Raw genomic sequence first — 25,381 nt, 5'->3', positions numbered from 1 at the left:
CTCACCTCGCACTGTACTGGCCGGGGCTCACTCCGTCTCCACGATCCGGGCCAGGATCCGGTTGAGCTCGGCCACCGTCTCCTCCCCGAGCCGCTGCGCGAGCTGCCGTTCGACGTCGCGGATCGCGCCGAAGGCGACCCCCCAGCGCCTCGCTGCCCCGGTTGGTGAACCGGATCAGCTTGGCGCGACGGTCGGCCGGGTCCGGCTCGCGGCGCAGGTAGCCGAGCCGCTCCAGGTCGTCGACCAGCTCCCCCATGGCCTGCGACGTCATCAGGGCCTTCTCGGCCAGCCGCGTGAGCCGGATGCCGCCGGGCTCCAGGTGGATGAACACGGTGGCGCGCGCGGCTCGCGTGCGCGGGTCGCACGCGCGCGTCGCCGCGTTGATGCCGGCGGCGAGGTGCAGGTACGCGTGGTGCAGCGCGGCGGCGGTGTTGCGATCGGGCAGTGCCGGCAGGGGCTTGTCGGGCACCGGTTCGCCTCCTACTGTTCAGGAAGCGTGATATTCAGGCTTCCCGACCATATTCGGGGGGCCGTGGCCGACACGCGGATCTGGCAGCTTGTGGACATCGAGCGGCGAACGCTCGCCGACCAGCCGGCGCAGCTGCCCGCGAAGAGCTGGGACGCACCGTCGTTGTGCACCGGGTGGCGGGTGCGCGACGTCGCCGCGCACCTCGCGTTCGCGGCGTCGGCGGGCTTCGGCACGGTCGTCGTCGAGCTCATCCGGGCCCCCGGCGGGCTCGACCGGATGATCCGGGACTCCGCGATCCGGGTCGCCGACGTGCCGCCCGGGCAGCTCGTCGCGTCTGCGCGCGAGCATCGGCTCCCGGCGGCGCCCGGTCGGCACGAACGCGGCCGACCGGCTGCTCGACATCGCGATCCACGGCCAGGACATCGCCCTGGCCCTGGGCCTGGACCGGCCGGTGCCGACGGCCGCCGCCGTCGGGCGCTGGAGCGCGTGTGGGAGCGCAACTACCCGTTCTACGCACGGCGCCGGCTCGCGGGACTACGGCTGGTGGCGACCGACGCCGACTGGGCGGGCGGGGAGGGCGCGCTCGTCCAAGGCCCGGTCGCCGCGCTGATGATGCTGGCGGCGGGCCGGCACGCGACCGTGCCGCAGCTGCGCGGCGCTGGAGCCGCCCGGCTCGGCGCGAGCTAGCATCTGCCTACGTGACCTACGTTGCGGCATCCGACCGATACGACTCGATCCCCTACCGGCGCTGCGGGCGCAGCGGGCTGAAGCTGCCCGCGATCTCTCTGGGCCTGTGGCACAACTTCGGCGACGACCGCCCGCTGCAGGTGCAGCGCGAAATCCTGCGGCGCGCCTTCGACCTCGGCATCACGCACTTCGACCTGGCCAACAACTACGGCCCGCCCTACGGCTCGGCCGAGTCGAACTTCGGCCGGGTGCTCGCGACGGACTTCAAGCCGTACCGGAACGAGCTGGTGATCTCGACGAAGGCCGGCTGGGACATGTGGCCGGGCCCCTACGGTGAGTGGGGTTCGCGCAAGTACCTGCTCGCGTCGCTCGACGACTCACTCGCGCGCATGGGCCTGGACTACGTCGACATCTTCTACTCCCACCGGTTCGACCCCCAGACGCCGCTCGAGGAGACCGTGGGTGCGCTCGACCGCGCCGTGCGCTCGGGCAAGGCGCTCTACGTCGGGATCTCGTCGTACAACTCCGACCGCACCGCCGAGGCCGCGCGCCTGCTGCGCGAGCTGGGCACGCCGCTGCTGATCCACCAGCCGTCGTACTCGATGCTCAACCGCTGGACCGAGGACGACCACCTGCTCGACACCCTCGAGGAGGTCGGCGCCGGCTGCATCGCGTTCTCGCCGCTCGCCCAGGGTCTGCTCACGGACCGCTACCTCAACGGCGTGCCCGCAGACTCCCGCGCGGCGCAGGGCAAGTCGCTCGACCCGAACTCGATCACCGAGGACCGCCTCGCGAAGGTCCGCGCCCTCGGCGAGATCGCCGCGCGCCGCGGCCAGTCGCTCGCGCAGCTCGCCCTAGCCTGGGCCCTGCGCGACCCGCGCATGACGTCGCTCGTGATCGGCGCGAGCAGCGTCAAGCAGCTGGAGACCAACGTCGCGGCGTTGGACAACCTCGAGTTCACCGCCGAGGAGCTCGCCGAGATCGACCGCTACGCGACCGAGTCGGCGATCAACCTGTGGAAGCAGTCCAGCGACGGCTGACTTCCCGGCAGCAGTCGACAACACAGCGACGGCTGACAGCACAGCGGCCGGTGGCGCGCACTCGTGTCACCGGCCGTTGCGCGTTCATCGACCGCGTGCGTTCACCGGCCACTGTGGACAGTGCTCTCGCGTGCGCCGACCGATCTCGGCGCCGGGAGGTGCGCGGTCTCCGGGAACAGGTGCAGCGCCCGCAGCGCCGCGCCGAGCTCCGCGATGTCCGCGGGGTTCGTGAGCGACCGCCCGAGCTCGTCGGTGATGCGGCGCAGCCGGTGGCGGATCGTGTTGGGGTGGCAGAACATCCGTTCCGACGTGAGCTTCGTGGAACCCTGGCAGTCGAACCAGGCGCGCAGCGTCAGGAGCAGCACGTTGCGATCGTCGCCGGGCAGGTCGAGGATCGGGCGCAGCACGTGGTGGGCAAGCTGCACCGGCGCGTCCGGCGCGCTCGCGACCAGGCCGGCGAGCGGCGACTCCGTGAACTGCACGAGCCCCGTCGCCCCCGGCGCCATGCTGGACAGCGCCACGCGAGCGAAGTGCAGCGCCGGCGCGGTGTTGCCCAGGCCCGAGAACACCGGGTTCGTGCCGACGCGCCGCACCGGGTTCTCGCGCAGCAGGTCGAGGATCACTTTGCTCGCCGAGGGGTCCCGCAGCGACACGACTGCGCCACGCCGAGGTGTCGAACTTGAGCGGCACCTCGTTGAGCAGCTGCGTGGTGACCCCGAAGTTGTAGGGCGATTTCACCGTCAGCAGGAACACCGTCTGCGCGAAGCTCAAGTTGCCCGCCCACGGGCAGCTTCGCCGCGAACGCGGTGAGGATCTCGCGGAGGCCGTGGGCCCAGTCGGTCTCGACGCTGACCACGCGGTGCTCGAACGTGAGCACCTGGCCGAGCGCGAACGTCGCGCGGATCTTGTGGTGGCTCGCGGCGCGGGCGCGGCCGTGGCGCATGTCGTCGATGCGGCCATGAGCCGCACGGGCTTCTTCATCGCCTTGGAGATGTGCGCGGCCTCCAGCGCGGCGTCGAAGAACAGCCGGCGCCCGAAGGAACCGCCGCCCTGGACCACGTGCACGGTGACCTTGTTCTCCGGCAGCCCCAGCTCCTGCGCGATGGTCTGCTTCGCGACGATCGGCGACTTCAGCCCCGCCCAGATGGTGGCGCTGTCCTCCCGGACGTCGGCGACCGCAGAGTTGGACTCCATCGGCGCGTGGCTGACGAACGCGAAGTCGAACTCGCCGTCCACGTGTTGCGTCAGCAGTGGTGGCACCGCGAAGGGCAGTGCCGCGCCCTGCAGCTTCTCCCTGATCGTCTCGTTGCTCTCCCCGTCGACCGTGCCGGCGTTCCACGTCACGTCGAGGGCGTTCTTGCCGTCGAGTGCCTGGCCGAAGGTCTCGGACATCACCGCGACACCGGTCGGGACGACGGCGAGGTCGCTGATGCCGGGCATCGCGCGCACGGCGGCCTCGTTGGTGACCTTCTTCACCGTGCCGTTGATCGTCGGCGGGCGGCGCACCATCACGGGCATCGCGCCCGGGATGTCGAGATCGAGCGTGTAGACCTGCTTCCCGGTGACCATGGCGCGCGCGTCCTTGCGCGAGGTCGGCGTGCCTACCACCGTGTGCGCGGTCTCGGCCTTCGGCTGCACGGGCGTGGCCGGCAGGTCGGCCCGCGCGGCCGGGCCGGCGAGCACGCCGTAGGACGCCGTTCGCCCGTCGGGGCGTGGACGAGATCGTCGCGGGTGGACAGCCGCGAACCGGGCACGTTCCACTCGGCGCTCGCGGCGGAGACCAGGCGGGCGCGGGCCGTGGCGGCGGCGCGGACGGGGTCATACAGCGAGCGCAACGTGTTCGAGCCACCGGTGAGTGGTTGAACAGCAGTTCGGAGCGAGCGTCGGACAGCACGACGTCGACCTCGTCGAGCGGCAGGTCCAGCTCTTCGGCGACCAGCATGGCGGTGGCTTTGGTGATGCCCTGGCCCACCTCGCAGCGCGGCAGCTGCAGCCGCACGCGCCCGTCGGTGGTCACCTCGAGCACGAGCATGCCCTGCGTCGGCGCGCACGAGAGCGTGAGCACGTCGCCGAGGTCGAGGATCTCCGCGAGCTGCGGCAGCGTTGGCACGACAGCTTCGGCCTGGTCCGGCACGAGCGTGTCGAACGTCAGCTTCGCGGCGACCGTGAGCGTCGGCGCGGCGACGAGGTAGGTGAGGACGCGGCGGCGGCCGACCCGCCCCTCGTCGTCCGGCGCGTCGGTGTCTGTGGTGGGACTGGCCATGGGGAATCCCTTCGGGGCGGGTTTGGCGCGTCACGGTATGGACACGACAGAACGGACGCAACACGCAGTAGTCGTGTCAAACGATGTCTGTGACGAGGTGGCAGCCGGCCGGCCTCGAATGTGCGCCGGGACACAGCCGAAGCTGGTCGGATCGGGTGTTCAGGGGCGTCCGAGCGACGAAACTCGGGCTGCGCCGCCCGCGTGCCTCCCGGGGATCGGGCGGGCACCCCGTATCGTCTCCGGGACGCCCTGCCGCTGGTCATCGAACGGGTGAAAAGAAGGTCTCCTGCCGAAGGGCTCCGGAAGCCGGATACCTTGGCAGGACGGACACCGGGACGAGAAGGAGCGGGCGGCACGTGGGGACTCCGCAGGTCGGCACGCCGGCCGGGATGCGCAGGATCAACCAGCGGGCGGTGCTCGACCTGCTGCGGCGCGGCGGAGCGGCGACGCGGCCGCAGGTCGCGAAGGACACCGGGCTCTCCAAACCAACCGTGAGCCAGGCGCTGCTGGCGCTGGAGGCCGCGGGCCTCGCGCGCGCGACCGGACACACGTCCACCGGCACCGGCCGCTCCGCCGTGCTCTACGAGGCCGACCCCACCGCCGGCTACGTCCTCGGCGTGGACATCGGGCGTGAACACCTCCGCGGCGCCGTGTCCGACCTCGGGCGCACGATGGTCGCCCGCCGCGACACGCGCAACACGGCCCGCTCCGGCAGCGCGCTCGTCGCCGCCGTCGGCAGGCTGGCGAGCGAGCTCGTGGCCGAGGCCGGGCTGACCGACGCCGACATCGTGGTGCGGGTGCTCGGCTCCCCCGGCGTCGCCGACCCCGTGAAGCGCTGTTTCCGGCACGCGCCGAACCTGCCGGGCTGGGGCCGGCCCGGCCTGCTGGACGACCTCGAAGCCGCGCTGGGCCCCGACCTCGTGGTGGAGAACGACGCGAACCTCACCGCCGTCGGCGAGTGGGAAAGCGGCGCCGCGCGCGGCGCGTCCGTGGTCGGCTGCATCATGATCGGCACCGGCATCGGGATGGGCCTCATGGTCGACGGCCGGGTCTTCCGCGGCGCCACGGGCGCGGCCGGCGAGATCGGCTACCTGCCCTACGGCCGCACGCAGTCGGGCGGCGAGGTCCCGGCCCGCGGCCATCTCGAAGAAGCCACGGCAGCCCAGTCGGTCGTGCGCGGCGCCCGCGAACTCGGCCTCGGCACGGCGAAGTCGGCCCGCGAGGTCTTCCGCCTGGCCCGTGAGGGCGACGAACTGGCCCAGCGCGCCGTGCAGACGGAGGCCGACCGCCTCGCCTACACGGTCGCCTCGGTCGCCGCTGTGGTCGACCCCGAACTCATCGTCCTCGGCGGCGGCATCGGCACCGCCGCCGACCTCCTGCTCGACCCCATCGACCGCGCGCTGCGCTCCTTCACCCCGCTCGTCCCGACCGTCGTCCAAGGCGAACTCGGCGACGACGGTGTCCTGACGGGCGCGATGAGCGTCGGGCTGCGGGCCGCGGAGCGGCTGGTGTTCGAACGGCGGGTCGGGGCCGCCTGAACTTCATCGCGACTTCGCCTCGAGCCGGGATGCCTCGGCCAGCTCGGCCAAGTGGTGCAGCGAGTTGACGAGGTGGTCCGGGGGGAACGGCGGGAACCGGATACCGCGATCGCGGATGAACTGCGGGACCACCGACCAGTCGTAGGAGAGCGTCACCTCGGTGCCGGAGGGACCGAGCGGCGTGAGGTCGTAGCGCCAGGTCCAGCCGCCGAACTCCAGCTCGCCGTCTTCTTTCTCCTGCCCCGTGAACCAGCCGATGGCGCGCGACGGTTCGAGCACGTGAACCTTGTTGACCACCCGGTAACCCCTGGCGTAGTGCATGTCCATCCGGAACAGCTGCCCCACCTCGGTCAGCAGCGACCGGTCGACGGGTTCCCGGACCCAGCCGGTGCCGTCGATCGCCGAGTGGGTCGCCGGATCCGCCAGGATCGCGAACACCGCGGCGGGGGACACGGCGATGGTCAGGGTGGCACTCACGTTCTCCTCGGCCATGATGCGCACACTCCTCGTCTGCTCGTCTCGGGCTTCCTCCGGTGTGAAGCCCTGTGCACCCACTCGACGAACGCGGCGGCGGCGGTTCGACACCGCGGCTGAACTTTCCCGCGCGCGGATCCCGTCGGCCGCAGTGGTCGGCCGGCGCCTCGGATGGAATCATCGGGCGTTGTGAGCATCGAGGGCGACCGCAGGTTGATCGACCCCGAACGCGTGGCCGCGGCGATCGCCGGGCTGGGCGATCGGGCGGTGATCGACGAGTGGGCGGGGCGGTTCGCGGTTGTCGCCGACCCGTCGCGGCTGGCGTTGCTCGTGTCGATCCACTACGCGCGGGAAATCAGCGTCACGGACCTCGCGGCGGCCACGGGCATGACCGACACCGCGGTTTCGCAGGCGCTGCGGTTGCTTCGCGCCCACGGTTTGGTGACCGCGCACCGCGACGGCCGCGTGGTGCGTTACCGGCTCGCCGACGCCACAGTGCACGAGCTCATCCACCGCGTGCGCCCCCACCCGGCGGGTGCCGCAGGACACGACCCTGACCGGTAGGTTGCAACCATGATCGGACTGCCGGACACCATCACCGCCTGTCTGTTCGACCTCGACGGCGTGCTGACCGGAACGGCCGTGCTGCACCGCGAGGCGTGGAAACGGACGTTCGACGAATTTCTCCGCAGCCGGGACGGCGAAACGTTCCGCGAGTTCACCGAGCACGACTACGCGGCCTACGTGGACGGCCGCCCGCGCGCCGACGGCGTGCGTGAGTTCCTTCGCTCCCGCGACATCGAACTGCCGGAAGGATCGCCGGACGACGGGGTGAACGAGCCCACCGTCAACGGCGTCGGCAACCGCAAGAACGAGCTGGTCCTCAAGATCATCGACGAACGCGGGGTGAACCCCTACCCCGGCTCGGTGCGCTACCTCGAAGCGGTCAAAGCCGCCGGGCTGCGGATCGCCGTGGTCACGTCGTCCGCGAACGGCGCGAAGGTGCTCGACGCGGCGGACCTGTCGAAGTTCGTCGAGGCGCGCGTCGACGGGATCGTGATCCGCCGCGACCACCTCAACGGCAAGCCCGCGCCCGACTCGTTCCTGGCGGGCGCGAAGGCGCTCGACGTCGAGCCGGCGCAGGCGGCCGTGTTCGAGGACGCGCTGTCCGGCGTACAGGCCGGGCACGCCGGGAACTTCGGGTACGTGGTGGGCGTCAACCGCGCCGACCAGGCCGACGAACTCCGAGCCCACGGCGCCGACGTCGTGGTCGACGACCTCGCCGAACTGCTGGAGAAGGAATGACCGAGACGGGTTTCGGTTACGAGTGCTCGCCGTGGGAGCTGCGGTGGCGTGGCCTCGACGTCGACGCGCTGCAGCGCACGGAGTCGGCCTTCGCGTTGTCCAACGGCCACATCGGACTGCGCGGCACGCTCGAGGAGGCCGAACCTCGCGGGCTGCCCGGCACGTACCTCAACGGCTTCTACGAGCAGCACGAACTGCCCTACGCCGAAGGTGGCTACGGCTACCCCGAGGAGGGGCAGACGGTTGTCAACGTGACCGACGGCAAGGTGCTGCGCCTGCTCGTCGAGGACGAGCCGCTCGACATGCGCTACGGCACCGCCGACGAGCACGACCGGGTACTCGACTTCCGCAGCGGCACCCTGCGCCGTTCCACCGAATGGTCCTCCCCCACCGGCCGCCGCGTGCGCGTGAAGACCGAACGGCTCGTGTCGTTCACCCAGCGTGCGATCGCGGCGATCCGCTACGAGGTCGAGCCGCTCGACGAGGACCTGCAGCTCGTGGTCCAGTCCGACCTGCTGGCCAACGAGCCGATCGAGTCCGACACGCGTGACCCGCGGGTCGCCGCGGCGCTCGACACGCCGCTGGTGTCGCAGTTCCACCGCGCAGCCAACTACCAGGCCGTGCTGGTGCACCAGACCCGCAACTCGGGGCTGCGCATGGCCGCCGCGATGGACCACAAGATCGAGGTCGACGACGGTATCCGCACGCGCATCCACTCCGAGGACGACCTCGCGCGCCTGACCGTCGCGGTCGACGTGCCGAAGGGCGGGCGGCTGCGGATCACGAAGTTCCTCGCCTACGGCTGGTCCGCGCAGCGGTCCGTGCCCGCCCTGCGCGCGCAGGTCGAGGCCGCGCTCGCCGGTGCGCGCCAGACCGGCTGGAAGGGCCTGATCGCCGAGCAGCGTCAATACCTCGACGATTTCTGGGCCACTTCGGACATCGAGATCGACGGCGACCCCGAGCTGCAGCAGGCCGTGCGGTTCTCGCTGTTCCACCTGCTGCAGGCCGGTGCCCGCGGTGAGCAGCGCGCGATCGCCGGCAAGGGCCTCACCGGTCCCGGGTACGACGGGCACGCCTTCTGGGACACGGAAACCTTCGTGCTGCCCGTGCTCACGTACACGATCCCCGATGCCGCAAGGGATGCGCTGAGCTGGCGGCACTCCACAATGGACAAGGCCAAGGAACGCGCGAAGCAGCTGGGACTGCGCGGCGCGGCGTTCCCGTGGCGGTCCATCACCGGCGCGGAGTGCTCGGCCTACTGGCCGGCGGGCACGGCGGCTTTCCACGTGAGCGCCGACATCTCCGACGCCGTGCTGCGTTACGTCAACGCGACCGGCGACGACGAGTTCGAAAGCGGCTGCGGAGCCGAGCTGCTGGTGGAAACGGCGCGGTTGTGGGCTTCGCTCGGGCACTTCGACCGCCACGGGCACTTCCGCATCGACGGGGTGACCGGTCCGGACGAATACTCGGCGGTGGCGGACAACAACGTCTACACCAACCTGATGGCGCGGCGGAACCTGCTCGGCGCGGCGCAGGTGTGCGAAAAGTTCCCGGACGTGATCGAGCGGCTCGAGGTCGACGTCGCCGAGCTCGACAGCTGGCGCGCGGCGGCCGAAGCGATGTTCCTGCCCTACAACCAGGAACTCGGTGTGCACCCGCAGTCGGAGGGCTTCCTCGAGCACGACGAGTGGGACTACAAGGGCACCGACCCCGCGTTCTACCCATTGCTGCTGAACTACCCGTACTTCGACCTGTACCGCAAGCAGGTCGTGAAGCAGGCGGACCTCGTGCTGGCGCTGCACCTGTGCGGCGACTCGTTCAGCCCCGAGGAGAAGGCGCGCGACTTCGCCTACTACGAGGCCCGGACGGTGCGCGACTCGTCGCTCTCGGCCGGCACGCAAGCGGTGATCGCGGCCGAGGTGGGACATCTGGACCTCGCGTACGACTACCTGGCCGAAGCCGCCATGACGGACCTGCACGACGTGCACAACAACGTCCGCAACGGCCTGCACATGGCCTCGCTCGCCGGCGCCTGGCAGGGCACCGTCGCCGGGCTCGGCGGCCTGCGCGACCACGGCGGCCAGCTGTCCTTCGCCCCGCGGCTGCCCCGGCAACTCGGCGGCATCACGTTCCGCCTCGCGTTCCGCGGCACGCGGTTCCAGGTCGCCGTCCACCACGGCGAGGCCACCTACCACGTGCTCGAGGGCGCCAAGCTGGACCTCATCCACCACGGCGAGCGGTTCACCGTCACGAAGGTACCCGTGACGCTCCCGATCCCGGACATCGACGCGGGCGAACCGCCGGTGCAGCCCTACGGCCGCGCCCCGCAGCGCCGCGACTCCTCACGGCAGCGGCAGTTCGTGACGCAGCAGAAGTGACCCCGGCGCGGCTGACCGGCTTCACGCCGGTCAGCTGTCCGCGGGAGCCTCCGTGCCCGGCGGCGCGTCGACGTCCTTCGTGTGGCTCGGCGTCAGATCGGGGCCCGGGGCGGTCGCGACCTCGGAGCGCAGCTTCTGCGGGTCGGGCAGGCCGGCGAGGTCGTCTTCGTCGTCGACGTGGTCGTCGCGCGGGAAGTGCTCACGTGTCATGACTCCGGAATACCCTTTCGCCCAGCGCCGCACCAGGAGTGTCACGCGGCCGGACGCGAACCGGCGCCGGCCGGGCCGGCCGGGACGTCGAGGGCCAGTGCGTCGAGCATGCTCAGCAACAGACCGTCGCGGGTCGACCACGGGCAGATGGCCATGGTCCCGCCGGTGATGGTCAGCAGGGCTTCGGCGACCACGGCGCCGCCGAGGGCCTGCCGGGCGCGCTGACGCGAGATGCCCGGCAGCTTCGCGCGCTTGGCCGTCGGCATGGCGGCCAGGCGCGGGATCCACACGCGCAGGTCGTCCAGGTGCAGCTCCCGGCCCCGCCCCGGACGGTCACCGGCGAGGCGTGCCAGCTGGCGCAGCACCTTCGAACAGCCGACCACGCGATGATCGGCGATCTCGGCGGTCACGTCACCCAGCGCGCCGCGCACCTGCGCCAGCACGTACTCACGCAGGGCCCGCACCTTCTTCGACCGCACCGGCGGATCCGTGGGCAGCCAGTCACGGGTGACCGACCGGGCCCCCAACGGCAGCGACCGCGCGAACTCGGCCTGGGAACCGCGTCCGGCCGACAACTCCACCGTCCCACCACCGATGTCGAGAACCAGCAGCGGACCGGCGGCCGCACCATACCAGCGCCGAGCGCCCACATAGGTCAGCTCGGCTTCGCGGCGCCCCGACAAGAACTGCAGCTCGACACCCGTGTCACGGCGAACCGTGCGCACCACCTCATCCGCATTGGCCGCATCCCGGATCGAGGACGTCGCAAAGGGGAACACATCGTGCACACCGTGGCGAGCGGCCACGGCCATCCCCTCGGCGACCGCCGCCGAGATGGCGGCGATCCCCCGGTCGCCCAACCGGCACTCGTCGTCGAGTTCACGGTCCAGCCGCAGCCGGCTCTGGTGGCTCAGCGCGGGCTCGAGCGGCGTACCGCCGGGCTCGAGCACCACGAGCCGAGCGCTGAACGAACCCACATCCAGCACACCCACAGCCGGCCCCGAGAATCTGCGCACAGTCAGGCCTACCTCGCTTTCGCTTCGCCGTCGTGTTCCCCCGGACCACCGTTCCTACACCTGGTGTGACCCACCCGGGCGGGATTTACGGTTTTCCCACCACAGCACCGATCCCGAGGTGCGACTTTTTCACACCCGTAATCACAACATGATAAACCGAACGCCTGAACGAGTCCGATTCGTCCTGCCCGTCGGCGCTTCGAGCGCTGGTCAGCCGATGATTTCCTTCAATTTCGCGACCGCCTGGATCCGCGCTTCCCGCCCGGCCTGGAGCGGGTTGACCACCAGCGTGGTCACCCCCGCTTCCTTGAACGCGGCCACCCGCTCGGCGACGTGGGCTTCGGGTCCGACGAGCGAAATCGCCCGCAGCAGCTCAACGGGTACCGCCGCGGCGGCTTCGTCCTTCTTGCCGTCGAGGTAAAGGTCCTGAATCTCCTTCGCCTCGGCCTCGAAGCCGTAGCGGGCGGCGAGCGTGCTGTAGAAGTTCTTGCCGCGCGCGCCCATACCCCCGATGTAGAGCGCCAGGTGCGGGCGCAGGTGGTCGAGCAGGGGCTCCACGTCGTCACCGATCGCGAGCGCCGGGCCCGCGAACACGTCCAGCTCACCCAGCGCCGGGTCGCGCTTCGCCTTGCCCTCGGCCAACGCCTCGCCCCATACATCGGCCGCCTTCTCCGGGTGGAAGAAGATCGGCTCCCAGCCTTCGGCGAGCTCCGCGGTCAGCGCGACGTTCTTCGGCCCCAACGCCGCGAGCAGGATCGGGATGCGTTCGCGCACCGGGTGGTTGATCAGCTTGAGCGGCTTGCCCAGGCCGCTGCCCTGATCCGCCGGCAACGGGATGGGGTAGTGCTTGCCCTCGTGCACCAGGCGTTCGCGGCGCCACACCTGGCGGCAGATCTCGATGATCTCGCGGGTGCGGGCCAGCGGAGCGTCGTACTTGACGCCGTGGAAGCCCTCGATCACCTGGGGTCCCGAAGCGCCCAGGCCCAACGTGAAGCGCCCGTCGGACACGAAGTCAAGCCCCGCCGCCGTCATCGCGGTCAGGCTCGGCGTGCGCGTGTAGATCTGGAAGATCCCCGACGCCAGCTGCACGCGCTCGGTCTTCGCCGCCAGGTACCCGAGCTGGCTCACCGCATCGAAGCTGTAGGCCTCCGGGACGAACGCGATGTCGAGCCCCACCTTCTCCAGCTGGACGATGTCCGCGACGCTGTCGGCGAACCCGCCCGAGTAGTTGATGCCCGTCCCGACCCTCATCGTGCTCCCTCGATCTGCCGCACGGGACCACAGCGTCCCGTACCCGGCTAAGCGTTCGCTTACCCTACCGGGGCACCACCCGCCCGCGCACCTCCCCGAACCCGATCCGGCTGCCCGCGGGTCCGGGTGCGGTCGCGCTGATCACGACCTCGTCGCCGTCCTCGAGGAACGTCCGCGTCTCGCCGTCACCCAGCGCGAACGGCTCACGACCGCCCCAGCTCAACTCCAGCAGCGACCCGCGCTGGTCCTTCTCCGGCCCGGTCACCGTGCCTGAGGCGAACAGGTCGCCGGTGCGCAGGCTCGCGCCGTTGACGGTCAGGTGCGCGAGCTGCTGTGGCGCGGTCCAGTAGTGCGTCGCGAACGGCGGGCTCGATACCAAGTGGCCGTTGACGCGGATCTCCAACGTCAGGTCCAGCCCCCACGGCTCGGTGGTACGCAGGTACTCGAACGGCACGGGGTCCTGCGCCGGCTGGGGCACCCGCGCGTGCTCCAGCGCCGCCAGCGGCACGATCCACGGGGCCACCGACGTGGCGAAGGACTTCGCGAGGAACGGCCCCAGCGGTTGCGCCTCCCAGCCCTGGATGTCGCGCGCGGACCAGTCGTTCACCAGGCACACGCCGAACACGTGTTTCGCGAAGTCCTCGACCGGCACCGGAGTGCCCAGCGTCGACGGCGTGCCGACCACGAATCCGACCTCCGCCTCGACGTCGAGCCGTTGCGACGGCCCGAACGACGGTTCGGCGGCCGAGCGCGGTTTCCGCTGCCCGGCCGGGCGCACGATCGGCGTCCCCGACACCACGACGGTGCCGGCCCGCCCGTGGTAGCCGATCGGGAGGTACTTCCAGTTCGGTGCCAGCTCCTCATCCGGCCCGCGCAGGATCTTCCCCGCGTTGATCGCGTGCTGCTCGCTCGAGTAGAAGTCGACGTAGTCCGCGACCTCGATCGGCAGGTGGCTCGTGATCTCCGCGAGCGGCACGAGGTGGGGACGCACCTGGTCGGCGTAACGCTGCTCGGTGAGCCACTCACGCACCTGCTCGCGCACGTCGTGCCACGTCGCCGGTCCGGCTGCCAGCAGCGGGTTCAGCACTCCGGCGGTGAGCAGCTGCGCGAACGGCGCCGCGGCCTCCTCCGCGGCAGCGGACAGGTCGAGCACGTGCTCACCCACCGCGACGCCGGCGCGGCGTTCGGGCGCACCGCCGCGGGAGAACACGCCGAAGGGCAGGTTGGCCGGCCCGAACCCCGTGTCCTCGGGCAGGTCGAGCCAGGTCACCGTGCGTCCTCCTGCTTGCGCGCGACCCACTCCGCCACGAGTGTGTCCAGTGTGGACAGCGGAAGGTTCCCGTTGCCCAGCACGACGTCGTGGAACTCGCGGATGTCGAAAGCCTCGCCCAACGCCTCCTCGGCGGCAGCGCGCACGCGCTGGATCTCCAGGCGCCCCACCATGTAACCGAGCGCCTGGCCCGGGTTCGCGACGTAGCGGTCGATCTCCGCCTCGATCTCGATCCGCGCCATCGGCGTGTTGGCCACCACGTAGTCCACGGCCTGCTGCCGGCTCCAGCCCAGCGCGTGCAGCCCGGTGTCGACCACGAGCCGGGCGGCGCGCATCGAGTCCTGCGTCAGCATGCCCAGGCGCGTGACGTCGTCGGAGTACAGGCCCATTTCGTCGGCGAGCCGTTCGGAGTAGAGGCCCCAGCCCTCGATGTAGGCGTTGAACGGCACGAGCCGGCGCAGCAGGGGCAGCTCAGTGAGCTCCTGCGCGAACGACAGCTGGAAGTGGTGCCCCGGCACGGCTTCGTGGAACGCGATCCCCTCGCTGGTGAAGCGCGGGCGTGAACTCGCCTCGTAAGTGTTGGCGTAGTAAGTGCCCGGCCGCGAACCGTCCAGCGCAGCCGGCAAGTAATAAGCGATCGTGCCGCTCGCCGCGTCGGCCGCCGGCACGGGCGCCACCACGCACTTCGCCGCCGGGACGCGTGAGAACCACTGCGGCGCCACGGCTTCCGCCCGCTCGATCGCCGATCGCGCGCCGGCGAGCAGTTCCTCGCCGTCGTGCCAGCGCAGCGCCGGATCGTTGCGCAGGTGCTCGAAGATCTCGGCCAGGTCCTCGGTGCCGAACACCTTCGCGCCCAGCTCGCGGTACTCCACCGCGAGCTGCTCGGCGATGGCGAGGCCCGTGTCGTGCAGGTCCTGCGCGGTGCGCTCCGTGGTCGTCTCGGCGCGGATCAGGCCCTGGTATTTCTCCTGCCCGCCCGGCAGGTGCCCGATGCCCGGCTGCGACTCCGGCTTGGCGACCGGCAGCACCTCGTCGGCCAGGAACGCGCGGTAGCGTCCGAACGCCGGCCGCACGACCTCGGCCAGCAGCCGGTCGCGCTCGTCGGCGAACCCCGCCACCTCGACGGCCGGCGTGACCCGCAGCGGATCGGCGTCCGCCGCGGCGAGATAACGCTCGACGTACCCGATGCCGACGCGAACCAGGAAGTCCGGCGGCGCGAACCCGTCGGCCACGGTGGCGCGCTGGGCCTCGATCACGGCGTCGAGGTACCCGCCGATGGCCGCCAGCCGGCTCAGGTAGCCGCGGGCCCGCTCCTCGTCCTCCGGCACCAGCGCCGACAGGTTCGTGATCAGGTACAGCGCGGGCGAGCTGAAGCCGTCGCTCACGGCGAACCCGGCCAGCCGCGAGTCGAGCGTGTCGACCACGCCGCGGGCGCGGGCGATCACCACGTCGCGGGTCACGGCGTCGGTGGCCGAAAGCCCGCTGCGGTCGATCGCCTCGGCGCGGTCCGCGAGATCGGCGAAGCGCGCGCGGAAATTCTCGGCTGCGGCGAGGCTGGGGTCGGCGAGCACACCGTGGTCGCCCGGCAGGCCGTACATCGTGCGCTCGATCGGCTCACGTTCGAACTCGAGCTCGAGCAGGTCCTCGGCCAGGCCCGCGACGGTGTCGCCGTGGCCCTCGACCCACGCGCCGACGACCGAGTCGAGCACCGACAGCGGGAGCGCACCGCCGGAGAGCACCACGTCGTGGAACGCCCGGACGTCGAAGCGGCTGCCGAGCCGGGTTTCGGCGGCGCGGCGGATCCGTTGGATCTCCAGGCGCCCCACCATGTACGCGAGCGCCTGGCCGGGGTAGCCGAGGTAGCGGTCCACCTCGGACTCGATCTCGAGCCGGCCCATCGGCGTGTACTCGACGAGGTAGTCGATCGCCTGCTGCCGCGTCCAGCCCAGCGCGTGCAGCCCGGTGTCGACGACGAGCCGCCCGGCGCGCATCGACTCCAGCGTGAGCATGCCGAGCAGCGACACGTCGTCGGAGTAGAGGCCCATCTCGTCGGCCAGGCGCTCGGTGTAGAGGCCCCAGCCCTCGACGTAGGCGTTGAAGTCGCCCAGCCGGCGCAGCAGCGGCAGCTCGGTCAGCCCGAGCGCCGTGCTCAGCTGGAAGTGGTGGCCCGGGATGGCCTCGTGGAACGCGGTGGCCTCGGCCGTGTGGCGGAAGCGCTCGGTGGCCTCGTAGGTGTTGGCGAAGTACGTGCCCGGGCGGGACCCGTCGGCCGCCGGCGGCATGAAGTACGCGGGCGGTGCGCCGGGCGCGGAGTCCTCCGGCACGGCCTCGACGGTCCACGGCTGCTCCGGGATGTGCCCGAACCACTTCGGCGACTCGGCGGCCGCGCGCTCGATGGCCGAACGCGCGGTGTCGAGCAGCTCCTCAGCGCTCGTCCAGCGCAGCTTCGGGTCAGTGCGCAGCCGCTCGAAGATCTCCGGCAGCTCGCGCGTGCCGAACACGCGCTCGCCCAGCGCCCGGTACTGCTCGGCCTGGCCCGCGATCACCTCCAGGCCCGTGTCGTGCAGTTCCTGCGGCGTGCGCGGCGTGGTCGTGTGCAGGCGCGCCAGGCGCGCGTAGATCTCGTCACCGCAGGGCAGCCACGAGACACCGGCCCGGTCATCGGGCCGGCCGTGCGGGAGCACCTCGGCCTCGAGGAAGTCGCGGTACTCCTTGAAACCCGGGCGCACGACGTCGCGCAACAGCTCCTCGCGCCGGGCCGCGAACGCGTCGTCGGGCGCGGGCTGGCGCAGCAGCGGGTCGCCCGCCGGCTCGGCGAGGTAGCGGTCCAGGTGCGCGATCGCACCCCTCACCAGCCGTTCGACCGGCACCAGCCCGGCCTCGATGCCCTCGCGGTGCCGGCGCGCGACGGACCGCAGGTAGTCCGGGATCTCGGCGAGCCGGCCGAGGTGCACGTCGGCGGTGCCCGGCAGCACGGGGACCATCGGCAGGGCGGACAGCAGCCCGGCCGCGGGCGCGACGAACAGGTCGGTCACGGTGAACTCGGCGAACCGGGTGTCGATGAAGTCGAGCTTGCCCTCGATGGAGTTGATCACGACCTCGCGCGTGACGCGGTCGGTGGCGTCGAGGTCGTCGGCCGGGACCGCCCGCGCCCGCTCCAGCAACCCCGCGAGCCGTCCGCGGTAAGCGGCTTCGGCGGCGGCGCTCGGATCGCCGAGCCCCGGCGCGTCGGGCTTGATGCCCAGGATCGCGGCGGAGAGCGGCTCGAAGCCGAACAGCTCGTCGACGAGCTCGTCGGCCAGATCGGTGACGACGGTCATGGGTGCGGACTCCCGGGGTTCGTGGTGCCATGCGCTGCCGACCCTAATGGAGACCGGGGCTCGGGGTGTCGTTCCGGCACGAGCGTCCCGTTCACACATGGTGAACGGCCGGATCGAACCGTTCCGGTCACGCGGCGCCGCGGCCGCTCCCGCGGTTTCGCGGTGACTCACCCACGCGGGGTCCGCGGACCGCGCGCCACCCACCGGACCGGGCGACGCGAGCGCGGGGCCGGCCCGCCGGGGTGGGCGCGGCCGGTAGCGTTCAACGGGTGGCCGTGACCGATCCCGTGGATGTTCGCCTGCTCGCCGCCCTCGCCGAGGCAGGGACGACGGCCGTGCACGACCTCGCGGCGAAGGTGGGCATGGATCCGCGCGAGGTCGCGTACCGGCTGGTCTCGTTGTCCGGCAGCGGATTGCCGCTGCTGGTCGGCGTGGAGAGCGATCCAGCGGGGCTGCGGGCGGCGATCGCGGGGGCGCCGGCTTCGTGGCAGGAGGCGCCGCCTTCGGGCGGGATGCCGGTCGTGGGGCCGGGCGGTCGCCCCGGTCCCCCGACGCAGCCGGGTGCGCCGCACGGCCCGCAGCCCGGTGTGCCGGCGGGGCAAGTGTTTCCGGCGGGGATGCCGCCGAGCGGGCCGATGCTCCAGGCGCAGCACGCGATGCCGGCGGGGCCCGGGCCGCAAGCCCGGACAGGGCTGCCCTCCGGACCGCCCCCGGGGGCGGGCTCGGCGCCAGGGCCGGCCGGACAACCGGTGCCCTCCGGTGGGGCTCCGTCCGTCCACGGTGGACCGTCCGGGACGGTGCGCGGCGTGCCTTCGGGACCGTATGGAGCGCCCTCGGGTCCGTACGGCGTGCCGTCCGGACAGTTCGCAGCGCAGCCCGGCCCGGCGCCGGACCCGGTGCTCAGCACGTGGGGCGTGCCGCAGACCGCGTCCTGGGCGCGCGGCGACGGGCAGCGCCGCGGTGGCCCGGCCGAGGGCAAGCACGGCCGGATCGGCGAGCCGCTCCCGGCGCAGGGCCTCGAAGGCGAGCAGCTCACCATCCAGCTGCTCGAGGTGCAGGACCCGGCCGATTTCCTCTTCGGCGCCGCCGGCTACCGGCTCGAAGAAGGCGAGCGGGCGGTCGTGGTGCACACCGAGATCACCAACCGCGGCGCCATCCCGTTCGCGTCGCTGCCCGACAACTACCTGGAGCTCGTCACGGCCGACGGCACGACCGTCGCCAAGGCGCCCGTGTCGCTGACTTCCCGGCCGCCGCACAAGATCGGCGTGCGGCCGGGCGAGACGCTCGGCGGCCACACCGTGTACGTCCTCCCGGAGGCGGTCCGCGTCGTCTCGGTGCGCTGGAGCCCGCGGCCCGAGCCGGACGAGCGGTCGCTGACCTGGACGGTCGAGGGCTAGTAGCTCTCCTCGCGCAGGACCTCGAGCGCGTGGGCCAGGTCGTCGGGGTACTCGGCTTCGAACTCGACCCAGCGGCCGTCGGCCGGGTGCGCGAAGCCGAGCGTGCGGGCGTGCAGCCACTGCCGGGAGAGGCCGAGGTGGCGGGCCAGCACCGGGTCGGCACCGTAGGTCAGGTCGCCGACGCACGGGTGCCGCAACGCGGAGAAGTGCACGCGGATCTGGTGCGTGCGGCCGGTCTCGAGCTTCACGTGCGCCAGCGACGCGGCCCGGAACGCCTCCACCACCTCGTAGTGCGTCACGCTCGGGCGCCCGCCGGCGACCACGGCGAACTTGTAGTCGTGGCGCGGGTGGCGGTCGATGGGTGCGTCGATGGTGCCGCGCATCGGGTCCGGGTGGCCCTGGACCACGGCGTGGTAGCCCTTGTCGACGGTGCGTTCCTTGAACGCCCGCTTGAGCACCGTGTACGCGTGCTCGCTCTTGGCCACGACCATCACACCCGTGGTGCCGGCGTCGAGGCGGTGCACCACACCCTGGCGCTCGGCCGCGCCGGACGTCGCGATGCGCAGGCCCGCCGCCGCGAGCCCGCCGACGACCGTCGGGCCGGTCCAGCCCGGGCTCGGGTGCACGGCGACACCCACCGGCTTCGAGATCACGACGATGTCGTCGTCGTCGTGGAGGATCTTCATACCCTCCACCGGCTCGGCCACGACCTGCACCGGCGCCGCCGGGTCGGGCAGCGTCACTTCGAGCAGGCCACCGGCGGCCAGGCGGTCGGACTTGCCCGCGGGCCTGCCGTCGAGCAGCACGTCGCCGGACTCGGCCAGCTCCGCCACCACGGTGCGCGAAAGGCCCAGCAGCTTGGCCAGCCCGGCGTCCACGCGCATGCCGTCGAGCCCGTCCGGGACGGGCAGCATCCGGGCGCTCACGCAGCTTCCCCGGCCTTCTTCTTGCTCCGGGTCGTGGTGCCGTCGTAGTCCCTGCCCAGCAGCGAGAGCAGGACGATGAGCGCACCGCCGACGCAGATCGCGGAGTCGGCGATGTTGAAGATCGCGAAGCCCTCGCCGTTGGGCGCGAAGGCGGAGATGAAGTCGATGACGTGGCCGCGCAGCGGGCCGGGCGCGCGGAAGATGCGGTCGGTGAGGTTGCCGAGCGCGCCGGCGAGCACGAGGCCCAGGCCGATCGCCCAGCCGACGGACCGCAGCCGGCGGGAAAGCCACACGATGGCGACCACCACGGCCGCCGCGATCAGCGCGAGCACCCATGTCATGCCGGTGGCCATGGAGAACGCGGCGCCGGCGTTGCGGATCACCTGCAGGTAGATGAGGCCGCCGAGGATGCGCACCGGCTCCTTGCCCTCGAGATTGGCCGCCACGAGGTTCTTCGACACGAGGTCGATCACCCAGATCACGACCGCGACCGCGAACACCAGCCCGACCCGGCGCTTCGGCAGCAGCGGCGCCGACTCGCCCGCCTGCTCGAGCGGGGTTTCGGCCGGGGTCGCGTCACCGGCCGCCGCCGGTTCGGGTGCTTCGGCGGGCTGGGTGGCGGCCTCGGACAGGCCGGGTTCGGACGAGGAGGGCTCGGTGCTCACGGCTCCATTGTCCACGTCCCGGCGACCGGCACTCTCCCCGACGCCCGTTCACGCACTCCACGAGTGCCGGGGCGTGCCGACCAGTGCGGACTCAGGCGCAGAAGGGCGGCAGCTCGCGCGGGTCGCCGACCGGCGCCCACCGGCCGTCGACCTTGGCGTACTCCCAGCGCGGGCCGCGCGCGACGAGCTGGCGCAGCGCCAGCACGAGCCGGTCGACGTGCTCCTCGGTGCTGCCGAGGCCGAGGCTCACGCGCACCGCCTGCTGCCCTTCGCGCCCGGTCGTGCCGATGAGGCGCTTGGTGGCGACGTGGGCGCAGAACGCGCCGTCGCGCACGCCGATGCCGTACTCGGCCGAGAGCACCGCGGCGAGCCAGCCGGGTTCGAAGCCATCGACGACGAAGCTCACCGTGCCCACGCGGTCCACCGGGGCGTCGAACAGGCGCAGCTCGGCACAGCCGGGGATGCCGGCCAGGCCCTTGAGCAGCCGCTCCAGCAGCGCCGCCTCGTGCTCACCCACCGCGGCCCAGTTCGCCGCCAGCTGCTCGCACGCGACGCCGAGCGCGTACACCCCGACGGTGTTGGGCGAGCCGGCCTCGTGCCGCTCCGCGCCGGTGTTCCACACGACGGCGTCTTCGGTCACGAGCTTCGTCGCACCGCCGCCGGCCAGGTACGGCTCCGCCGCGCGCAGCCAGTCGCCGCGGCCGATCAGCGCGCCGGCTCCGAAGGGTGCGTACAACTTGTGGCCCGAGAGCGCCACGTAGTCCACGTCGAGCTCCCGCAGGGAAACACGGCGGTGCGGGGCGAGCTGCGCGGCGTCCAGCGCCACCCGGGCACCGTGCTTCCGGGCCACGGCGGCGATCTCGGCCACCGGCAGCAGCTCACCGGTCACGTTGGACGCTCCGGCCACGACCACGAGCCGCGGGCCCTCCGGGCACGCCGCGAGCGCTTCGTCCACAACGGACACCGCGGCGAGGCGCGTGCGCGGCAGGCTCACGCGGTGCACGTTCGGACCGCGCCACGGCAACAGCGCGGCGTGGTGCTCGGTGTCGAAGACGACGACGGAAGTCTTGCGCGGCAACGACCGCGCCAGCAGGTTGAAGGAATCCGTGGTGTTGCGGGTGAACACCACTGTGTCGGTGCCGCGGGCGTCGACGAACCGGCTCAGGATGTCGCGCGTGCGCTCGTAAAGCCGCGTCGAGACCTGCGAAGCGAACCCCGCGCCGCGGTGCACGCTGGCGTACCACGGCAGGAACTCGTCGACGGCCGTGCGCACCGCGTCGAGACACGGCGCGCTCGCCGCGTGGTCGAGGTTGGCGTACCCGATCTCGTCCCCGGTCACCAGCGGCACCCGCAGCGCGGCACCGGCGACCGCGGGGATCCCTTGCGCACCAACGGTTTCGGTGGATTCAGCGGTGCGATCGAGGGCGAGAGTCATGACGGTGCCTCCTCGGCGTTCCGGGGACCCCCGGCGAGGGGCCCGCGCTTGCCCGTCGCGCTGCGCGACCGGCCTGGTCCTCACCCGGGGCACCCCACCGCGGTAGGAGGGTTGCCGGCCAGCTAGCCGGGGCTTGACGCTGGCACTCATGACCTGACTCAGAAGGTAACCGAACGAAGCGGCGGGACGCCAGAGGTGTCCGGTGAGCTGAGACGGCGCTCACACGGAGACGATCACCGCCGCACCGCGCGGAAGGCCTCCGTCTGCTCGCGGATCGCGCGCTCCGTCGGGAGCCGTTCGATCGAGGAAGCGCCGAAGAAGCCGACCACCCCGTCGGTGTGGTCGAGCACGTACTGGGCGTCCGCGGGTTCGGCGATCGGGCCGCCGTGGCACAGCACGAGCACGTCGGGATTCACCCGCTTGGCGGCGTCGTGCATCTCCTGCACGCGGGCGGCGGCCTCGTCGAGCGACACGGCGGTGCGCGCGCCGATCGTGCCGCTCGTGGTCAGCCCGAGGTGCGGCACGAGCACGTCCGCGCCCGCGCGGGTCATGTCCTCGGCCTGCCCCGGGTCGAACACGTAGGGCGCGGTCAGCAAGTCGCGTTCGCGGGCGAGCGCGACGAGGTCGACTTCCAGGCCGTACCCCATGCCGGTCTCCTCGAGGTTCTGCCGGAAGACGCCGTCGATCAGGCCCACCGTAGGGAAGTTCTGCACCCCGGCGAACCCCAGGCGCTTCAGCTCGTGGAGGAACGGGCCCATGAGCCGGAACGGATCGGTGCCGTTGACACCGGCCAGCACCGGCGTGTCCCGCACGACGGGGAGCACCTCGCGCGCCATGTCGACCACGATGCCGTTGGCGTCGCCGTAGGCCAGCAGCCCCGCGAGTGAACCGCGCCCGGCCATGCGGTAGCGCCCGGAGTTGTAGATGATCAGCAGATCGATGCCGCCGGCCTCGGCCGCCTTGGCGGACAGGCCGGTGCCCGCGCCGCCACCGATCACCGGTCGTCCTCCGGCCACCGCGGCGGTGAGCCGGGCCAGCGCCTCCGCGCGGTCCACGTCAGGACTTCCTCTCGCCGATGAGCCGGTGCAGCTCGCGCGCTGCGGCCGCCCCGAACCCGGGGTCGTTGATGGCCTCTTCGCGCCGCTGCACGGAAACCGCGGACCCGGCGAGCTCTTCGGTCAGGCCGGTGAACAGCGCGGCGTCGGCGGCCGGGTCGTGGAACGGCCCGCCGGGAACGTCCACTGCGGACACTCCGCCGAGAGGCAGGAGCACCGACACCGGTCCGCGAGCGGCCCGGAGTTTGCGCCCGAGCAGCGTGCCCAGCTGCGCGGTCTCCTCGGGCGTCGTGCGCATGAGCGTGACAGTCGGGTTGTGCACCAACAGGTTCCGCTCAGCGAACCGCTCCGGGACGGTGTCGGCCGGCCCGAAGTTGACCATGTCGAGCGCCCCCACGCTGACCACTTGCGGAACGCCCGCGCGCCCTGCGGCCTCGAGTCGGTGCGGGCCGGCGGACAGCACGCCGCCGACGAGCTCGTCGGCCAGCTCCGTGGTGGTCAGGTCGAGCACACCGGCGACGAGGCCGTCGGTCACGAGCTTCTCCATCGCCCGCCCGCCGGAGCCGGTCGCGTGGAACACGAGCACCTCATAACCCAGCCCCGCCAGCTCGGCGCGGGCTTCGTCGGCCGCGGGGGTGGTGACGCCGAACATCGTCACCGCGACCACCGGCCGCTCCGGCACCGGAACGCCTTCGTCGCGGCGGCGCGCCATGGCGGCGATCGCGGCCACCGCGTTGCCGAACACTGTCGTCGACACGGCGTTGAGACCCGCGATGTCGACCACGGAGTACATCAGCGTCACGTCGGTTTCACCCACGTACGGGCGCACGTCGCCGGACGCCATCGTCGACACGAGCAGCTTCGGCACGCCCACCGGCAGCTCCCGCATCACCGCCGCGGCGATCGACGAGCCACCGGAGCCGCCGACCGCGAGCACGCCGTCGACCCGCCCCTCGTCGAACAGCCGCCGCACGACCACCGCCGCGCCACGCGCCATCGTCTCCACGGCCCGGCCCCGGTCGCCGCGCAGCGACTCCAGTTTCGCCCCGGCGGCGCGCGCGACCTCCTCGGCAGGCACGTCCGCACCCTCGGAACCCGAGGACCCGGCGTCGACCAGCAGCGTGTGCACGCCGTCGACCTCGAGCCGGGTGCGGAGCCAGTCGTATTCGGCGCGTTTCGTGTCGAGGGTGCCGACGAGGCAGACCGTGGCCATGCCGGCCATGGTGGCCCAGCCGGGCCCGCAACCGATGGGCCGCTTCCGCCGAAGTGGTCCAAACTGGCAGGTGGAGGTGGTCCACGTGCACCGGGTCGCGGCGGCGGAACTGGCCCGGCTGCTCGGCGCGTGGCGCGGCTGCGGCCCGACGCTGCCGGCCGCGCTCGCCACCACGCTGGCCGAGCTGGTCGACTCCGCCGTGCTGCCGGAAGCCGCAGTGCTGCCCGCGCAACGGCCGCTCGCCCGTGCGCTCGGCGTGGCGCGCGGCACCGTGACCACGGCGTACGAGCAGCTCGCCGCGGGCGGTCGGCTCACGGCCGAGCCCGGCTCGGGCTCGCGCGTCCGGCGCCGGCAGCCCGGTGGCCCGGGCGTGGCGGGCGGGCGGCTGGTGTCGTTCACCGGCGCCGAACCCGCCCCGGCGGACCTGTCCAGCGGGGCCCTCCCCGGGACCGGTCTGACGGCCGGCGCACTCGCCGCGCTCGGCCCCGCCGACCTCGAGCCCTACCTCGGCACCGACGGCTACTTCCCCGCCGGCATCCCGCGGCTGCGCGCCATGATCGCGCGGCTGCTCACCGACGACGGCGTGCCCACCACCCCGGAGCAGGTCCTCGTGACCGCCGGCGCCCAGCAGGCCGTCTGGCTCGTAGCGCACACACTGGTCACGCCCGGCGACCTCGTCGTGGTCGAAGAGCCGAGCTACCGGGGTGCGCTCGAGGCGTTCGCGGGCGCCGGCACGCGCCTGCGGGGCATCCGCTGGACGGCGGACGGGATCGACCACGGCCACCTGCGGGCGGCACTGCGCCGCTCCCCCGCGCTGCTCTACTGCCAGCCGTCGGTGCACAACCCGACCGGCGAGCGGATGCCCGCCGCCGCCAGGGCCGAGCTCGCGAAGCTGGTGACCGCCGCCGGGCTGCGCACGGTCGAGGACCGCAGCAGCGCCGACCTGGTGTTCAGCGGCCCGGTTCCGGCGCCGGGGCTGGCCGCGCACGTGCCACCGGAGCTGCTGGTGAGCATCGGCACCGCGTCGAAGCTGTTCTGGGGCGGGCTGCGCATCGGCTGGCTTCGCGCGGACGCGCCGACGATCACGCGGCTCACCGAGGCGCGCAAGGCGATCGACCTCGGCTGCTCGGTCGTCGACCAGCTCGTCGCGGCGGGGCTGCTGCGCAAGATCACGCAAGCCCGGGCAGCACGCCGCACACTGCTCACGGATCGACTGGGGTCCACTGTGGACGTACTCGGCCGGCTGTTCCCGCGCTGGCGCTGGACGCGGCCGGCCGGGGGCACCGGGCTGTGGGCCGACACCGGCGAGGACGCCGTGCGACTGGCGCAGCGCGCCCTCGCCGCGGGCGTGAAACTGGCGCCCGGGCCCGCGTTCTCCGCCTACGACGGCTTCCGGACCCACCTGCGGCTACCGCTGTGGCACCCGCCGGAGAAGCTCGAACCTGTCCTCGCCGCCCTGCGGTGACCCG

At 72.3% G+C, this 25,381-nt stretch carries 20 protein-coding genes, 2 pseudogenes and 1 riboswitch; of the genes and pseudogenes, 8 read left to right on the top strand and 14 right to left on the bottom strand.

What is annotated here, in order from left to right; genetic code table 11:
- Position 1 precedes the first annotated feature (1 nt).
- Positions 2 to 469: a MarR family winged helix-turn-helix transcriptional regulator gene (locus I6J71_RS13860; RefSeq protein ID WP_204095085.1), complete on the bottom strand. Its 468-nt coding sequence runs from the start codon at positions 467 to 469 to the stop codon at positions 2 to 4.
- Positions 470 to 532: 63 nt separating this feature from the next.
- Between I6J71_RS13860 and I6J71_RS13855 the strand changes: the two genes are divergently transcribed.
- Entirely contained in the window at positions 533 to 1,156 is a 624-nt protein-coding gene (locus I6J71_RS13855) for a maleylpyruvate isomerase N-terminal domain-containing protein (RefSeq protein ID WP_204095084.1), read from the top strand.
- Positions 1,157 to 1,167: 11 nt separating this feature from the next.
- Complete coding sequence (mgrA, locus tag I6J71_RS13850) at positions 1,168 to 2,196, top strand: L-glyceraldehyde 3-phosphate reductase (protein WP_204095083.1); 1,029 nt, start codon at positions 1,168 to 1,170, stop codon at positions 2,194 to 2,196.
- Between the two features lie 101 nt (positions 2,197 to 2,297).
- On the opposite strand, the pseudogene I6J71_RS13845 reads toward mgrA, so the two are convergent.
- Positions 2,298 to 2,852, bottom strand: a pseudogene (locus tag I6J71_RS13845) (PucR family transcriptional regulator); the annotation flags it as partial.
- Positions 2,844 to 4,459: pseudogene (locus I6J71_RS13840) on the bottom strand (molybdopterin cofactor-binding domain-containing protein); the annotation flags it as partial. The pseudogenes I6J71_RS13840 and I6J71_RS13845, both read right to left, overlap by 9 nt.
- 389 nt (positions 4,460 to 4,848) lie before the next feature.
- Here I6J71_RS13840 and I6J71_RS13835 point away from each other — a divergent pair.
- On the top strand, positions 4,849 to 5,997 hold the full coding sequence (locus I6J71_RS13835; protein WP_204097042.1) for an ROK family protein: 1,149 nt from the start codon (positions 4,849 to 4,851) through the stop codon (positions 5,995 to 5,997).
- Between the two features lie 3 nt (positions 5,998 to 6,000).
- Here I6J71_RS13835 and I6J71_RS13830 read toward each other — a convergent pair whose 3' ends face one another.
- Entirely contained in the window at positions 6,001 to 6,489 is a 489-nt protein-coding gene (locus I6J71_RS13830; protein WP_204095082.1) for an SRPBCC family protein, read from the bottom strand.
- Between the two features lie 177 nt (positions 6,490 to 6,666).
- On the opposite strand from I6J71_RS13830, the gene I6J71_RS13825 reads away from it, so the two are divergent.
- The 3 genes from I6J71_RS13825 to I6J71_RS13815 are packed head-to-tail and all read left to right on the top strand — an operon-like array spanning position 6,667 to position 10,154.
- Positions 6,667 to 7,035 carry a helix-turn-helix transcriptional regulator gene (locus I6J71_RS13825; protein ID WP_204097041.1) on the top strand — a complete coding sequence of 123 codons (369 nt, stop codon included), beginning with the start codon at positions 6,667 to 6,669 and terminating at the stop codon, positions 7,033 to 7,035.
- Between the two features lie 9 nt (positions 7,036 to 7,044).
- Positions 7,045 to 7,776 carry an HAD family phosphatase gene (locus I6J71_RS13820; RefSeq protein ID WP_204095081.1) on the top strand — a complete coding sequence of 244 codons (732 nt, stop codon included), beginning with the start codon at positions 7,045 to 7,047 and terminating at the stop codon, positions 7,774 to 7,776.
- Entirely contained in the window at positions 7,773 to 10,154 is a 2,382-nt protein-coding gene (locus I6J71_RS13815; protein ID WP_204095080.1) for a glycoside hydrolase family 65 protein, read from the top strand. Before I6J71_RS13820 ends, I6J71_RS13815 begins: the two co-directional genes overlap by 4 nt.
- Before the next feature lie 30 nt (positions 10,155 to 10,184).
- Here I6J71_RS13815 and I6J71_RS13810 read toward each other — a convergent pair whose 3' ends face one another.
- The 5 genes from I6J71_RS13810 to I6J71_RS13790 form a co-directional block, all read right to left on the bottom strand.
- On the bottom strand, positions 10,185 to 10,364 hold the full coding sequence (locus tag I6J71_RS13810; RefSeq protein ID WP_204095079.1) for a hypothetical protein: 180 nt from the start codon (positions 10,362 to 10,364) through the stop codon (positions 10,185 to 10,187).
- 41 nt (positions 10,365 to 10,405) lie between these two features.
- Complete coding sequence (locus I6J71_RS13805) at positions 10,406 to 11,380, bottom strand: Ppx/GppA phosphatase family protein (RefSeq protein WP_204095078.1); 975 nt, start codon at positions 11,378 to 11,380, stop codon at positions 10,406 to 10,408.
- Positions 11,381 to 11,590: 210 nt separating this feature from the next.
- Entirely contained in the window at positions 11,591 to 12,631 is a 1,041-nt protein-coding gene (locus I6J71_RS13800) for an LLM class F420-dependent oxidoreductase (protein ID WP_204095077.1), read from the bottom strand.
- A 64-nt stretch (positions 12,632 to 12,695) separates the two neighbouring features.
- Positions 12,696 to 13,901, bottom strand: a complete 1,206-nt coding sequence (gene fahA / locus I6J71_RS13795; protein WP_204095076.1) for a fumarylacetoacetase — start codon at positions 13,899 to 13,901, stop codon at positions 12,696 to 12,698.
- Positions 13,898 to 17,221 carry a DUF885 family protein gene (locus I6J71_RS13790; RefSeq protein ID WP_204095075.1) on the bottom strand — a complete coding sequence of 1,108 codons (3,324 nt, stop codon included), beginning with the start codon at positions 17,219 to 17,221 and terminating at the stop codon, positions 13,898 to 13,900. Before I6J71_RS13790 ends, fahA begins: the two co-directional genes overlap by 4 nt.
- 269 nt (positions 17,222 to 17,490) lie before the next feature.
- Here I6J71_RS13790 and I6J71_RS13785 point away from each other — a divergent pair, with 269 nt between their 5' ends.
- Positions 17,491 to 18,618 (top strand): AsnC family protein, encoded by a 1,128-nt coding sequence (locus I6J71_RS13785; protein ID WP_204095074.1) that lies wholly within the window; start codon positions 17,491 to 17,493, stop codon positions 18,616 to 18,618.
- Here I6J71_RS13785 and I6J71_RS13780 read toward each other — a convergent pair.
- The 5 genes from I6J71_RS13780 to I6J71_RS13760 form a co-directional block, all read right to left on the bottom strand.
- On the bottom strand, positions 18,615 to 19,544 hold the full coding sequence (locus I6J71_RS13780) for an RluA family pseudouridine synthase (protein WP_204095073.1): 930 nt from the start codon (positions 19,542 to 19,544) through the stop codon (positions 18,615 to 18,617). The two genes, I6J71_RS13785 and I6J71_RS13780, sit on opposite strands and share 4 nt — an antisense overlap.
- Positions 19,541 to 20,209 carry a signal peptidase II gene (gene lspA / locus I6J71_RS13775; RefSeq protein WP_239154791.1) on the bottom strand — a complete coding sequence of 223 codons (669 nt, stop codon included), beginning with the start codon at positions 20,207 to 20,209 and terminating at the stop codon, positions 19,541 to 19,543. The genes I6J71_RS13780 and lspA overlap by 4 nt, the downstream gene beginning before the upstream one ends.
- A gap of 91 nt (positions 20,210 to 20,300) precedes the next feature.
- Complete coding sequence (locus I6J71_RS13770) at positions 20,301 to 21,644, bottom strand: aminotransferase class V-fold PLP-dependent enzyme (protein ID WP_204095071.1); 1,344 nt, start codon at positions 21,642 to 21,644, stop codon at positions 20,301 to 20,303.
- Between the two features lie 39 nt (positions 21,645 to 21,683).
- Positions 21,684 to 21,798, bottom strand: a riboswitch (SAM riboswitch).
- A 79-nt stretch (positions 21,799 to 21,877) separates the two neighbouring features.
- Positions 21,878 to 22,699 carry a phosphoenolpyruvate hydrolase family protein gene (locus I6J71_RS13765; RefSeq protein ID WP_204095070.1) on the bottom strand — a complete coding sequence of 274 codons (822 nt, stop codon included), beginning with the start codon at positions 22,697 to 22,699 and terminating at the stop codon, positions 21,878 to 21,880.
- 1 nt (position 22,700) lies between these two features.
- Positions 22,701 to 23,912 carry a Tm-1-like ATP-binding domain-containing protein gene (locus I6J71_RS13760; RefSeq protein WP_204095069.1) on the bottom strand — a complete coding sequence of 404 codons (1,212 nt, stop codon included), beginning with the start codon at positions 23,910 to 23,912 and terminating at the stop codon, positions 22,701 to 22,703.
- Here I6J71_RS13760 and I6J71_RS13755 point away from each other — a divergent pair.
- Positions 23,887 to 25,377: a PLP-dependent aminotransferase family protein gene (locus I6J71_RS13755; protein ID WP_204095068.1), complete on the top strand. Its 1,491-nt coding sequence runs from the start codon at positions 23,887 to 23,889 to the stop codon at positions 25,375 to 25,377. The two genes, I6J71_RS13760 and I6J71_RS13755, sit on opposite strands and share 26 nt — an antisense overlap.
- Positions 25,378 to 25,381 lie beyond the last annotated feature (4 nt).

The sequence above is a fragment of the Amycolatopsis sp. FDAARGOS 1241 genome (assembly GCF_016889705.1).
Classification (GTDB): Bacteria; Actinomycetota; Actinomycetes; order Mycobacteriales; family Pseudonocardiaceae; genus Amycolatopsis.
This window is presented reverse-complemented; position numbering and strand designations above follow the sequence as displayed.